General features: G+C 63.2%; 17 protein-coding genes and 1 riboswitch. Of the genes, 9 read left to right on the forward strand and 8 right to left on the reverse strand.

What is annotated here, in order from left to right:
• Positions 1–19: 19 nt before the first annotated feature.
• Entirely contained in the window at positions 20–187 is a 168-nt protein-coding gene (locus tag FJ988_RS30925) for a hypothetical protein (protein WP_181183638.1), read from the reverse strand.
• 136 nt (positions 188–323) lie between these two features.
• On the opposite strand from FJ988_RS30925, the gene FJ988_RS30930 reads away from it, so the two are divergent.
• The 4 genes from FJ988_RS30930 (at position 324) to FJ988_RS22765 (ending at position 3668) form a co-directional block, all read left to right on the forward strand.
• A complete protein-coding gene (locus tag FJ988_RS30930; protein ID WP_181183639.1) occupies positions 324–491 on the forward strand; it encodes a hypothetical protein in 168 nt (55 codons plus the stop codon).
• Positions 492–585: 94 nt separating this feature from the next.
• Positions 586–2667 carry an ATP-dependent helicase gene (locus tag FJ988_RS22755; RefSeq protein ID WP_140820586.1) on the forward strand — a complete coding sequence of 694 codons (2082 nt, stop codon included), beginning with the start codon at positions 586–588 and terminating at the stop codon, positions 2665–2667.
• A 212-nt stretch (positions 2668–2879) separates the two neighbouring features.
• Complete coding sequence (locus tag FJ988_RS22760) at positions 2880–3161, forward strand: hypothetical protein (RefSeq protein WP_140820587.1); 282 nt, start codon at positions 2880–2882, stop codon at positions 3159–3161.
• 204 nt (positions 3162–3365) lie between these two features.
• A complete protein-coding gene (locus FJ988_RS22765) occupies positions 3366–3668 on the forward strand; it encodes a DUF982 domain-containing protein (RefSeq protein WP_140820588.1) in 303 nt (100 codons plus the stop codon).
• Positions 3669–3841: 173 nt separating this feature from the next.
• On the opposite strand, the gene FJ988_RS22770 is transcribed toward FJ988_RS22765, so the two are convergent.
• The 3 genes from FJ988_RS22770 to FJ988_RS22780 form a co-directional block, all read right to left on the reverse strand.
• Entirely contained in the window at positions 3842–4624 is a 783-nt protein-coding gene (locus FJ988_RS22770; protein WP_140820589.1) for a GGDEF domain-containing protein, read from the reverse strand.
• A 415-nt stretch (positions 4625–5039) separates the two neighbouring features.
• On the reverse strand, positions 5040–5624 hold the full coding sequence (locus tag FJ988_RS31050) for a hypothetical protein (protein ID WP_210242785.1): 585 nt from the start codon (positions 5622–5624) through the stop codon (positions 5040–5042).
• A gap of 344 nt (positions 5625–5968) precedes the next feature.
• The gene (locus FJ988_RS22780) at positions 5969–6481 is read right to left on the reverse strand and encodes a DinB family protein (protein WP_140820591.1); all 513 of its coding nucleotides are present in this window, start codon (positions 6479–6481) and stop codon (positions 5969–5971) included.
• Between the two features lie 60 nt (positions 6482–6541).
• Here FJ988_RS22780 and FJ988_RS22785 point away from each other — a divergent pair, with 60 nt between their 5' ends.
• Positions 6542–7234 (forward strand): glutathione S-transferase family protein, encoded by a 693-nt coding sequence (locus FJ988_RS22785; RefSeq protein ID WP_140820592.1) that lies wholly within the window; start codon positions 6542–6544, stop codon positions 7232–7234.
• A 15-nt stretch (positions 7235–7249) separates the two neighbouring features.
• On the opposite strand, the gene FJ988_RS22790 is transcribed toward FJ988_RS22785, so the two are convergent.
• Positions 7250–7468 (reverse strand): hypothetical protein, encoded by a 219-nt coding sequence (locus FJ988_RS22790; RefSeq protein ID WP_140820593.1) that lies wholly within the window; start codon positions 7466–7468, stop codon positions 7250–7252.
• Between the two features lie 154 nt (positions 7469–7622).
• Here FJ988_RS22790 and ndk point away from each other — a divergent pair, with 154 nt between their 5' ends.
• Both ndk and FJ988_RS22800 read left to right on the forward strand, forming a co-directional pair.
• Entirely contained in the window at positions 7623–8045 is a 423-nt protein-coding gene (gene ndk, locus FJ988_RS22795; protein ID WP_027165590.1) for a nucleoside-diphosphate kinase, read from the forward strand.
• 109 nt (positions 8046–8154) lie between these two features.
• Positions 8155–8763, forward strand: coding sequence for a class I SAM-dependent methyltransferase (locus FJ988_RS22800; RefSeq protein WP_140820594.1), 609 nt, complete (start codon positions 8155–8157; stop codon positions 8761–8763).
• 41 nt (positions 8764–8804) lie between these two features.
• Here FJ988_RS22800 and FJ988_RS22805 read toward each other — a convergent pair whose 3' ends face one another.
• The 3 genes from FJ988_RS22805 to crcB (FJ988_RS22815) are packed head-to-tail and all read right to left on the reverse strand — an operon-like array spanning position 8805 to position 10004.
• Positions 8805–9149 (reverse strand): DUF190 domain-containing protein, encoded by a 345-nt coding sequence (locus tag FJ988_RS22805; protein ID WP_140820595.1) that lies wholly within the window; start codon positions 9147–9149, stop codon positions 8805–8807.
• 15 nt (positions 9150–9164) lie between these two features.
• Positions 9165–9572, reverse strand: a complete 408-nt coding sequence (crcB, locus tag FJ988_RS22810) for a fluoride efflux transporter CrcB (RefSeq protein ID WP_407067702.1) — start codon at positions 9570–9572, stop codon at positions 9165–9167.
• Between the two features lie 18 nt (positions 9573–9590).
• Entirely contained in the window at positions 9591–10004 is a 414-nt protein-coding gene (crcB, locus tag FJ988_RS22815; protein ID WP_140820597.1) for a fluoride efflux transporter CrcB, read from the reverse strand.
• A gap of 98 nt (positions 10005–10102) precedes the next feature.
• A riboswitch (Fluoride riboswitch) is annotated at positions 10103–10165 on the reverse strand.
• Between the two features lie 203 nt (positions 10166–10368).
• On the opposite strand from crcB (FJ988_RS22815), the gene FJ988_RS22820 reads away from it, so the two are divergent.
• Together FJ988_RS22820 and FJ988_RS22825 are read left to right on the forward strand one after the other, a co-directional pair.
• Positions 10369–11508, forward strand: coding sequence for a helix-turn-helix transcriptional regulator (locus tag FJ988_RS22820; protein WP_140820598.1), 1140 nt, complete (start codon positions 10369–10371; stop codon positions 11506–11508).
• Between the two features lie 106 nt (positions 11509–11614).
• Complete coding sequence (locus FJ988_RS22825; RefSeq protein WP_281407757.1) at positions 11615–12454, forward strand: DUF1194 domain-containing protein; 840 nt, start codon at positions 11615–11617, stop codon at positions 12452–12454.
• The last annotated feature ends 57 nt before the right edge of the window (positions 12455–12511 follow it).

The raw sequence follows: 12511 nt of genomic DNA on the forward strand, positions 1-12511 counted from the left end.
GACTAAACCTTGGCCGTCGCTATTGCCTTGGCGCCTTGCCCGGCTGGTCGCCGCCCGTGGTGATTTGCTGCGTCGGATTCTGCGGGGTCTGGTTGATCGCATCGCCCGGCGCCTTGGTCGGCGGCGTGCTTCCGTCGCAGGAGGTGAGCGCGATCCCTGCCGCAAGCAGCATGGCAAGTTTCTTCATGACGACCTCCTCCCATTCGTCAAGTTTGTCTCAAGGGCAAACGGGAGCGCTTCGGGTTGGTTGCGCATGGCGTCGGAACCAATCGCGCAGGTTCCGGTTGAAATCCGATCCAATCGAACCGCCCGAGGAGACGATCATGATCCGCCTGCTGCTGACCGGCCTTTTCGCCTACACCGCCTACCGCGCCACGATGCGCATCATCGACGAGGTGCCCAACGACATCGCGCCGCTGGATATGCCCGGCGACGAAAGACGCACGCTGCGGCGGCAGTCGGCGGCGATGGGTGTTGAGCCGAAGCGGTAACAAACGCCCCTCCGGCCGCTGCGCGGCCACCTCTCCCGCTTTTGCGAGGCGAGGAAATTATTGCGAACAAAGCGGAAACGATGCTTGATGGGCGATGAACATAGCCGCTCGTGATTCGTCCTTCGAAGCGCCCGCCTACCTCGCCCAGCTGAACGACGAGCAGCGGCTGGCGGTGGTGCATGGCGACGGCAAGGTGGCGGCACCCTTGCTGGTGATTGCCGGCGCCGGCTCCGGCAAGACCAACACGTTGGCGCATCGCGTCGCGCACCTCATCGTCAAGGGCGCAGACCCTCGCCGCATCCTGTTGATGACTTTTTCGCGCCGCGCCGCGGCCGAGATGGCCAAGCGCGTCGAGCGTATCGCCGGCGAGGTACTGGGGCGAGATGCGGCTGTGATCGCCGACGCGCTGGCCTGGGCCGGCACGTTCCACGGCATCGGCGCGAGATTGCTGCGCGACTATGCCGAGCAGATCGGCCTCGATGCGGCCTTCACCATCCATGATCGCGAGGATTCCGCCGACCTGATGAACCTTGCCAGGCATGAGCTGGGATTCTCGAAGACCGAAAGCCGTTTTCCGACCAAGAGCACCTGCCTGCAGATCTATTCGCGGGCGGTGAACGCCCAGGCGCCGCTGGGCGAAGTGCTGGGCTCGGCCTTTCCGTGGTGTGCGGCGTGGGCGGATCAGTTGAAAGAGCTGTTCGCGGCTTATGTCGAAGCCAAGCAGGCGCAAAACGTGCTCGATTACGACGACCTCCTGCTCTACTGGTCGCAGATGGCGGCCGAGCCGGAGATCGCGGCGCATCTTTCCAGCCGCTTCGACCATGTGCTGGTCGACGAATACCAGGACACAAACCGGCTGCAGGCTTCGATCCTTCTGGCATTGAAGCCGGACGGCGCCGGGCTGACCGTGGTGGGCGACGACGCGCAGTCGATCTATTCTTTCCGCGCGGCGGAAGTTCGCAACATCCTCGATTTCCCAAAACAGTTCGCAACGCCCGCCGCGGTCGTCATGCTGGAGCGCAACTACCGCTCGACCGAGACGATCCTTGCCGCCGCCAACAAGGTGATCGGCGAGGCCACAGAGCGCTTCACCAAGAACCTTTGGACCGAGCGGCGCTCCTCGCACAAGCCGCAGTTGGTTAGCGTGCGCGACGAGGCCGAGCAGGCGAATTACGTCTGCGACCAGATCCTCGCCGAGCGCGAGGCCGGCACGGCGCTGAAGGCGCAGGCGGTTCTGTTTCGCACCTCGAGCCACAGCGGGCCGCTGGAAGTCGAGCTGACGCGCCGCAACATCCCCTTCGTCAAATTCGGCGGCCTGAAATTCCTCGACGCCGCGCATGTCAAGGACATGCTGGCGATGCTGCGGTTCGCGGAGAACCCGCGCGACCGTGTCGCCGGTTTTCGCGTGCTGCAGCTGATGGCCGGGATCGGGCCGTCCGCCGCCTCGCAGATCGTCGATCAGATGGCGACGTCACTGGACGAGACCTTGGGCCTCGCCCGCTTCCGGCCGCCGCAGCGCGCCGCGCAGGATTGGCCAGTCTTCCTCGACATCTATAGCGGCTTGCGCGCCGGTCCCAAATGGCCGGCCGATCTCGAACGGATCAGGCTTTGGTACGAGCCGCATCTGGAGCGCATCCACGAGGATGCGATCACGCGGCGCGCCGACCTTGTGCAACTCGAGCAGATCGCCTCGACCTATCCTTCGCGCGAACGTTTCCTGACCGAGCTGACGCTCGACCCTCCCGATGCCACCAGCGACCAGGCCGGCCCACCGCACCGCGATGAGGATTATCTCATCCTGTCGACCATCCATTCGGCCAAGGGCCAGGAGTGGAAGAATGTCTTCGTGCTCAACACCGTCGATGGCTGCATTCCGGCCGATCTCGGCGTCGGCACCAAGGAGGACATCGAGGAGGAGCGTCGGCTGCTCTATGTGGCGATGACAAGGGCCAAGGACAGCCTGCATCTGGTGGTGCCGCAGCGTTTTTATCCGCACAACCAACCGGCGCGCGGCGACCGCCATGTCTATGCCTCGCGCACCCGCTTCATCCCGGCTTCGATGCTTGCCGCCTTCGAGCAGACCTCCTGGGCAAGTGCCGCCCTCAAGGACGACCCGCGCCAAAGGCCGGGCGTGAAGGTCGATCTCGGCGCGCGCATGCGCGGCATGTGGAAATAGGCGGCGAATTCTCGAAAAGCCGGGATCGACAAGGCACTGTATTTATTTGAACTTTTTGCAACGCAAGCAAGCTCAAGTGACGTCTCTGACAGTCATTCGTGAAAAGCTGACAGTCATTTTCCAATAAAATAAGATGGAACTTTCCAGGCCGCCAAGCCTTTTCCACGGCAGAACCATTTCGTTAGCTAATCCTAATTAGAGGAGTGGGAAATATGAAGACCCTTATGCTGGCCGCTATTGCCGCTGCAGTTTCAATTACGGCCCTCCCCGCTATGTCCGTGCCGTCGAAGGCGGCAAGCCTGGTGATCACCACCGACGACAATATGCGCCATGACGACGCCTATTGGCGGCACCATCACCGCGATCGCGACCGCGATCACTGGCGCGACCGCCACCACGACCGCAAATGCCGCGTGAAGATCGAGAAGCGCTGGCGCAACGGCCATCCGGTGATCCGCGAGGTCAAGATCTGCAAAATGAGAAATGACTGGTAGGCTTGAGCATACGAGCCGCTTATCGCTGTGCACTGCAAGGCCGCTTCCCTGCAGGGGTGGCGGCCTTCAGTTTGGCCAGCCGCGACCGCGCAAAAAGCTCAGAGCTTCGGAACCTCCGACCGCAAGACGCGTTGTGAGCGCGTCCTACCCAAGACAGGAGGATGGCAGCCCCGCCATCCTCCGCAGCCCGTAAATGAGGTCCGAATGTACGACAGGATGTTCTTCACCCCGGTCGCCCTTAGCGTCGGCGCCGGCCACAAGCGCATGATCGCGTCACTTGCCGACATGCACGAATTCCTGACCGAGTTCCCGCCGTCGCGCCGGCGTCTGAGTTATGGCGCCGCAGTGAAAGCCTGCGAGGCTGCGCGCGAAGGTGAAATCTCGACTGAGGCCGCACGCGACGCGTTGATCACTTTCGCCGCGACCACCGGTGTCCTGTGGCCGGCGAATCACCCGGTCATTTCGGTGAAGCCCGTCGCACGCGGCTATGGCGGTTTCGCCGCCTGAGCCCCCAGCAGTTCTCCACGGTCTTAAAGACATATCCGCTAAACAGCCCGCCGATCCCCGGCGGGCTTTCTTGCGATGGTTTCCTGGATTGCACCAAACTGCCTGATCGCTGACTACGGAACAGTTGGCTGCGCGCGTTCCATCGCAATTCAAGCGTGAAATCGCGAAAATGCTCAGTGCATCGTGCCGCCGGCAAGCGCGCTGCGCGGGACGGAGCTCTCGAGGCTCACCTGATCACGGCCATTGGACTTGGCCTTGTAGAGGTGGCGGTCGGCGACCTGGAACATGTCGTGATAGGTGGTGGGTCCGCTGAAAGCGATGCCGCCAATGCTGACCGACAGCGGCCAGGGACGGCCGTCGGGTGCGAACTCGGCCTCGCGGATGCAGCGCCTGATGGTCTCGGCGACCAGGAAGGAACGCGCGGCGTCGGCGCCCGGCAGGAAGACGGCGAATTCCTCGCCGCCGATGCGGCCGACAATGTCTGCGCCATGCACCTGCCCCTTGATGGTCGCGGCGATCAGCCTCAGCGCCTGGTCGCCGCAATCGTGGCCGAGCCGGTCGTTGATCGACTTGAAATGGTCGGCATCGACGATCAGCAGCGCGCCGGCGTCTGCGACCGTATGGCCGCGCGCCTGCTCGAGATAGGCCTCGACCAACATCGAGAAGGCGCCGCGGTTGAAGACGGTTGTCAAACTGTCGGTCGCCGCGACGATGCTGAGCTCCTTTTGGGCGATCGCCAACTGACGCATCTTCCACATCAGGAAGAACAGGAACGAGCCACCCAGGATCAGCGGCAGGAACAGATCCGTAAGCTGCGCCCAGAGCAAAGCTTCCGGCGACAGCGAGGGAAAGTTGAAGGAATCGACGAAGAACGCGGCGCCGATGAAAAAAGCTGTGCCGGCGATGGTGACCACCAGGACCCTGCCCCAGCTCGTGGGGGACAAATCGATGCGCATGCCATTGCTCCCCGTTGCGTTCCGGATTCCGTTGCGTCGGGCCATCTTGCCGCGGGAAGGCAAACGAACTGCTAATATAAGCTCGGTTCCACGAACTTGGTTAATTCTCATTAAGCGGCCGCGCCGCGTTTCAAGGTCATGACCAGAAAGCCGTCACGCCAGAAAGCCCACCACCAAGGTGGCGGGCTTTCCGACTGGCCGGAGGCTCTCGTCAGCGCGGCGCCGGCTGTGGTCGGCGACACGGTAGGAGAGTGCCGCAGAGCCTCACGGCTGGTCCGACACTCCCGGCTGACCGTTCAAGGAACTACCCGAGGCGGTCCCGGAAACGGCATGACATTCTCTGACCTTACGCATGGTCCTTGCCGAATCGGTTTTGGATCATGCGGCAATCGTTTGTTGATGCACCTCGTTCGCATCAGCGACGCGCTATCATCAGGCAAAGCGCCCTGAGGTCGCTGTCATACGTTCCTTCGCTGGAGAGAACGTCAGCACAGCGCTTCTTCATGCGCATGAGCTGAGTTCCCGACATCTGGGTGACAAGGCGGGCTGGATTGACGCCTGGGGTTCCAGGGGTTCCGGGCGTGCCGGGGGTTCCCGGAGTACCGACGCCAACGCCGACGCCCAGGCCCACGCCATCACCGACATTGGCGCTCACGCCGACGCCCACGCCGTTGCCGACATTGGCGCCGAGACCTGCGTTGACGCCGCTGGAGCCGCCGATGGAAGCAGTGGCGCCTGCGTCGATACCACCTGAACCGCCGACCGACGCGCCGGCGCCGGCATTGACGCCGCTCGAGCCGCCAACCGAGGCGCCGAGGCCCGCGTTCACGCCACCCGAACCGCCAACACTAGCGCCGACACCGGCATTGATGCCGCCGGAGCCGCCCACAGACGCGCCGACACCGACACCAAGGCCTGCCGCATTCACCGGAAAGGCCAAAATAGCGATAATCGAGCCACAGGTCGTAATTCTAGCGATATTTTTTACGATACTAGACATGACACTCTCCTCTTATATCTCACTATTTGCTGCGCTGCATCATGCCAATATCGTCTACTTGCATGTGCTTCACGCACCCAAACCTACGCAATAGGCTTCACTAAGGTTTCAGCGATATTGTTGCAAGAATAGGTTGTAGTTGTTGATTGTTATATCTACTTTCTACTATTAGAATCGACTTTGCTTAAATGTTTAAATTGATAACGATTCTTTCAACCAAAATTCGACCATGCGTTGTGCTTGGTTGCATTCGCGCTAAGAGGACCGCTGCATGGTCGCAACCATGCGGCTGGGGCTCCACTCACCACCTAAGTAAATTTGGAATACCGAATGGCTGGCACGCCTCAGGCGTAGGCGCGGCCTTCCTCGGAGCGCTGAAACAGCGTCAGATCGAGCGGCACGGAGGGCCGGCCGAGAACGGTGAGCACCATATGCGCCTGGCCGCGATGGTGGGTCTGGTGATTGAAGAGATGGCTGAGCGCCGGCGCCACACGCTGCGAGACGGTGCGCATGTCGGTCAGCGTCGTATAGGAGAAGCGGCCGGCGAGCGCCTTGTCGCTCATGCCGTTCACCCAGTCGACGATCCGCCTGTCCTCGGCCTCGCGCGCCGCACGCAGGCCAGGCAGGGCGCGGTGGAGAAGCGTCGCGGTATCGGACGGCGCGTCGCCCTCACCGGTGAAGCGCTTCATCCACACCCGGTCGACCGACAGCAGATGATTGAGCGTGCCCAGCATCGAGCCGAAAAAGGCGCCGACGTCACGGGCGAGCTCCTCCTCGCCGAGATTGGCAGCGGCATCGTAGAGCCGCGTATTGGCCCATTGATTGTAGGCCGCGAACATCATGAAATGCTGTTTCATTCTTTGACAGGCTCACCACCGAATCCCGGCTCTTCGTAAACTGCCGCAAGGGACCCGCCAATGACCATTCTGCTCTACGACCTCGTCGGCCATGACGCCGGCCGCCCGTTCAGCCCGCATTGCTGGAAGGCCAAGATGGCGCTGGCGCATAAGGGGCTCGACGCCGCCAAGGTGCCGACGCGCTTCCTCGAGGTGCCCAAGGTCGAGGGCGGCGTGTCGAAGACGGTGCCGGTGATCCGCGACGGCGACAAAATCGTGGCCGATTCCTTCGCCATCGCGCTCTATCTCGACGAAGCCTATCCGGAGCGGCCGACGCTGTTTGGCGGCGAAGGCGGTAAGGCGATGGCGCGCTTCGTCGAGCGCTGGTCGCAGCTCACCATCCACCCCTATATCGCAACGGTGGCGCTGACCGACCTGCACGCCATGCAGGACGAACCGAACGCCGCCTATTTCCGGGAAAGCCGCGAGCAGCGCTACGGCAAGCGGCTGGAAGAGGTCATCGCGGGCCGCGACGCAGGTCTTTCCGCATTCCGCGCCTCACTGGAGCCGTTGCGCGCGACGCTCACCTACCAGCCATTCCTCGGCGGAGCTTCGCCGTTGTTTGCCGATTACATCGTGTTCGGCGCGCTGCAATGGGGCCGCATCGCTTCGCCCTTCCGGCTGCTCGACGACACGGACAGCATCGCACAGTGGTTCGGGCGCTGCCTCGACCTCCATGGCGGGATCGGCAGGGAGGTCGAGGCGGCTGCGTGATCTGCGCCAGCCGAACTACTTCGCTTCGTCCTTGTCGAGCAGCCTGACGCAGATCGGGTCGCCCTTTCCGACGGGCGCGCACTGCCATTCGGGACCGAAGCCGTAGTTCCCCTCACGCAGGGGATGCAGAAGCGCGTAGCCGACCACGGCAAAAACCGCGGCCATCAAAAGAATGCCGGCAAGGTCGCCGAGTCTGAGATAAGGCCGGTGCATCGCCTCGAACTCCTTCGGCACGGCGCCGACATTTCGACGGCCCGGCGCGCATGCAGCCGTCTAGTTATCCGCCAAACCATGGCTTCTGGCCAGATGCCGCCTCCCCTTGGCAAGGCGCAATGCGGCTTGTATAGAGCCCGCCACTCCCATCTCCATTCGAAAACAAGGACGACCTATGGCGATCGAACGCACCTTCTCCATGATCAAGCCGGACGCGACCAGGCGCAACCTGACGGGCGCCATCACCAAGATGCTGGAAGACGCGGGTCTGCGTGTCATCGCATCGCGCCGCGTGTGGATGAGCCGCCGCGAGGCCGAGGGTTTCTACGCCGTCCACAAGGATCGGCCGTTCTTCGGCGAGCTGGTGGAATTCATGTCGTCGGCCCCGACCATCGTGCAGGTGCTGGAGGGCGAGAACGCGATCGCGAAAAACCGCGAAGTGATGGGCGCCACCAACCCGGCCAACGCCGCCGAAGGCACCATCCGCAAGGTGCATGCGCTGTCGATCGGCGAGAACTCGGTGCACGGCTCGGATGCGCCCGAGACCGCCGCGCAGGAGATCAAGTACTGGTTCTCCGACACGGAAATCGTCGGCTAAGCCGCGAGGCACGCCCTTTATCAACGAAAGGCCGGCGGTTCGCCGGCCTTTTTGTTGTTCAGCGGTCGTCTTAGGCCGGCAGCTGCGATAGGCTTCGGCTGGAGGGACGATGACCAGCAGCATTCCAGGCTTCTTCCAGGGCACGGAGATGCCGTCCGCCACATGGTGGGAGGCGCTGTGGCCAGATCCCGCCGGCGTGCTTTCGGCAACGGGCTTCAAACCGGGCATGAATGCGGTCGACCTCTGCTGCGGCGACGGCTGGTTCACGTTGCCGATGACGAGACTTGCTTCGCATGTCACGGCCATAGATATCGATGCCGAGCAGCTCGATTTTGCCCGCCGCCGGCTAGCCGAGACGGGTGTAGCCGGCTGCGATTTCGTGGCGGGCGACGCTTACGCACTTGCCGAGCTGGTGTCCCGGCCATCCGATTTCATCTTCATGGCCAATGCTTTCCACGGCGTGCCCGACCGGCCGCGCCTGACGCGCGCGGTCGCGGCGGTGCTTGTGGCGGCCGGACGTTTCGTCATCGTCAACTGGCACCAGAAGCCGCGCGAGACGACCAAGGTGCTTGGCGAGCCGCGCGGGCCGAGGACGGAACTGAGGCTTTCGCCGGAGCAAACCATCGCCGACGCCGAGGCGGGGGGCCTTCGGCTCACGGCGCTGGTCGACGTGCCGCCCTATCACTACGGCGCGGTGTTCGCAAAGGCAGGGCAATAGGCAGCTGGGCAGTACATCCCCAATCCGCCATTGCCGACGCCTTATTCCCCATCGCCGTAGCGGATGACCTCGACCTTCTCGCGAGTGATCAGACAGCTCTTCGCCTTGGTCAGCGCCTTGATCTCGGGGATTAGAGCGTCGATCTTTTCCGGCGCGTCGACAATCTCGACGACGATCGGCAGGTCCTGCGACAAGCGCAGGATCTTGGCGGTGTGGAGCACGCTGGAGCGGCCGAAGCCGAGCGGACCTCTCAGCACTGTGGCGCCGGCCATGCCGTTTTCACGGGCCTTGATGACGATCGCCTCATGCAGTGGCTTGCTGTCGGCCGACCGGTCGTCCTCGCCGAAAAATATCCTGAGCAGCGCGCATTGCGTGGGAAGTTCCATTTTTCTCCTCCCTGGTCAGTTGCCGGCCGGCAGACGGTTAAGCCTGGACGCCATGAGATAGCCCAACCAGGCGGAGGCAAGCGACAGGCCGACCACACTGATGAGATAGGTCGCGGCGAGCTTGAAGTCGCCCTTGAACAGCAGGATGAAGGTGTCGAGGCTCATCGCCGAAAAGGTGGTGAGGCCGCCGCAGAAGCCGGCCATGACGAAGGCGCGGCCGGCGGGGCCGATCATCAGCCGGCCGTCCGGCCGAGTCAGCGTGGCGAAGGCCATGATGATCCAGGAGCCGGCGACATTGACGAAAGCGGTAGACCAGAGCGCGTTCAGGCCGAACAGCGAGACGATGACATAGCCCGACAGGAAACGGGCAAGCGAGCCGATCGCCGTGCCGCAGCCCACCGCCAGATAAAGCCGCGTTGCCATTTGTCTGTCCGTCATCTCTCAGCCTGCTGCCAAGGTGGTTGAACCAACCATCCAGACGACGGCCCAGAAGCCGAGGGCGACGGCAAGCACGCAGAGCGCGGACGAAGCGACGACGTTGAAAGCGGCAAGCCGCCCCTCGCCTTCGAGCGCCAGGTTCAGCGTCTGCAGCGAGAAGGAGGAGACGGTGGTGTAGCCGCCGAACAGTCCGACGACGATCAGGTCGCGAACGAGATCGCTGGCGAAGACGCCGCCGATGGCGCGCGCGGCGCCGGCGAAGGCGCCGATGGCCAGCGCGCCGGAGACGTTGACCAACAGCGTGCCCCACGGAAAGGTCTCACCCACGCCGCGGCCGACGAGACCGGACAGGAAGAAGCGGGAAATGCCGCCGAAGAAACCGCCGATCAGGACCAGGGCGCAAGCCGCAAAGGTCATCGCTTCACCACCTCTCAACCGGCGATTCCAGTGTGGAATCGCGCCACAGAAGAAGACGTGAAGCGTGCAGAAAAAACAAATCCTGCCGCGCAAGAGCACGCCTGGCAGGAGTCATCAGCCCATAAGGGCGGTTTCGGGGGAACCCCATCCCCATTTTTCACAGCAAAACTAGGCGTCTGCGAAGTCGCGGTCAATCGGCTAGAGGCAATTGGTCGGCGCCAAACGGCAATGCCGCGAATTCGCTGCGGAAACACCCGCTTCGCCAAGTCCCCGCCGGATGGCGCGAAGGAACTTGCGATTTTCTGATCCACAAGCTTATGCTAATATGAAGGCGTGGAAGCCCGTCCACTCAGGGTCAATTCGAATGGCCGCCAAGAGGGGTATCGCGTCCGCGATCGAGGATTGCTACGACGCTGCCTTCGAATTCGGGCGGTGGCCGCAGGCGCTGCAAAATCTCGCCGATACGCTGGGTGCGACGAGTTGCGTCATCCGCGTGTGTGATGACACTCACCCTTTCCGGAGCGACCAGCGCAAGCGGACCGCACCGAGGCCGGACTCGACAGAACATGCCGAATTCTCGGCTCTCTGGCTCAAGAACATCGAAGGTGCTCCCGACCCTCGTGACGAGAGGTTGAAGCGGCGGGCGAAACCAGCAACCTGCTTCATCGTCGAGGACGAAGTCACCACTCCCGAGGAGCGACGGTTTTCTCCGTACTATCAGGAAATAGCTTGCCCTGGAGACCGTGAGTGGTGGGCAGCCGTCTACTTTTTGGCGAAGAAACACAGGTGGTTCCTGTCGGTGTTCCGCGATGCCCGCAGCGGGGCCTTTGATCCGTCCGAGGCCGGCCATTTTCTGCGCGTGGCTCCGGACCTGGCTCGGATCATCAGCCTGGCCGAAAAGATCTGGGAGGTTTCAATCGACCCCGCGCTGGCCGTGCTCGACCAATTCGATTGCGCGGCGCTGCTGCTTGATTGCCGTGGCCGCGTCAAGCGCTGCAACGAGCATGCGGATGCCTTGTTCGGCTCCGGCCTGATGATCCGGCATGGTCGCGTCCGCGCCGCCGATCACGAGAGCGATAGACGTCTTCAATCGATGATTCAGGCTTCCGTCTCAAGCGCCTCGGACGGAACGTTTTTCGCCGAGCCGCAGGTCGTCAGCCGCAATGGGTCGTTCTGGCTGCTGGCCGAACTCGTTCCGATGACGGCCTTCCTGCGCGACCTGTTCAATTGCGGCGACTTCCTGCTTTGCCTTACAGATCTTGTCAGCCAACGGCCGCCCTCGGAACGGTTGCTTGGCCGGGCCTTCCAACTGACCGCGGCCGAGTCACGGCTCGCCTCCAGCCTCGCCGCCGGCGAGGGTATCGATGCGGCAAGCGCACGACTGGCGATCGGCCGCGAGACGGCGCGCACACAACTGCGCGCGGTCCTCGCCAAGACCGGAACGCATCGCCAGGCCGAGCTCACGGCCTTGCTGTCCCGCCTGCGCGCGCCTTCACGCCACTGAGGGGTGCCCTCACCCGTTCGGGTGAAGCGCCCGGCGGCTCGTCGCTGCACAATTCCCGATCGGATTGACGAAATGGGCCTGCGAACGAGGGCACTGCCAAATGGCAATGGCGTTGGGCTGGGGGCTTCGACCAGCGCGCAAGGGATCGCGGCCGGTACGGTCGCGTCTCGTCGCGACGGCGCTCATCGCCTGCGCTCTCTGCTTGCCTTCGACGGGCCATGAATTCGCGACAAGCGGCGTCGACCTCGAACTGGTGCTTGCCGTCGATGTCTCGTCCTCGATGACCCTCGCCGAGCAGCGTGTCCAGCGCGACGGCTATGTCAACGCCTTCCGGCACCCCGATCTTGCCAAGGCGATACGATCCGGCGCCCGCGGCATGATCGCGGTTTCCTACCTTGAATGGGCCGGGCCAAGCCATCAGCGCGTCGTGCTGCCGTGGACGATTGTCGGCAGCGCCGAGGATGCGAGGCGTTTTGCCGACGCCCTTGCCGCGAAGCCGATCGTGGCGCAGCCCGGCACGTCAATTTCCGGTGGACTGCTGGCGGCGGCTGCCCTCTTTGTCAAAAGCCCGGTGGTCGGTGAACGCCGGGTGGTCGACATTTCGGGCGATGGGCCGAACAATGCCGGGCAGCCGGTCGGGCCGGTACGCGCCATGCTCACGGGATCAGGGGTCACTATCAATGGCCTGCCGGTCTCTCTGCCGCGCAGCAGCTCGAACGGCTTTCAATCCTTTGCCCGGCAGTATCTCGCGCTTTATTACGAGCACTGCGTCATCGGCGGGCCCGACGCTTTCGTAATCGGCATCGACGATCTAGCCATGTTCGAGGTGGCGATTCGCCGAAAGCTGCTGCTGGAAATTGCCGGCCAGCCTATACGACCCAGGCTCGCTTCCTTTGCGAGGTCGGCGGCATTCGACTGTTCGATGCCCGGGGCAATTCCCCGCTGAATTCAGGCGGAAGCATTCCGCACGCCGGCCTATTGGCGAGACATCCGGCGTCAGGTC

The sequence above is a fragment of the Mesorhizobium sp. CU3 genome (assembly GCF_006442965.1).
Lineage (GTDB): Bacteria > Pseudomonadota > Alphaproteobacteria > Rhizobiales > Rhizobiaceae > Mesorhizobium.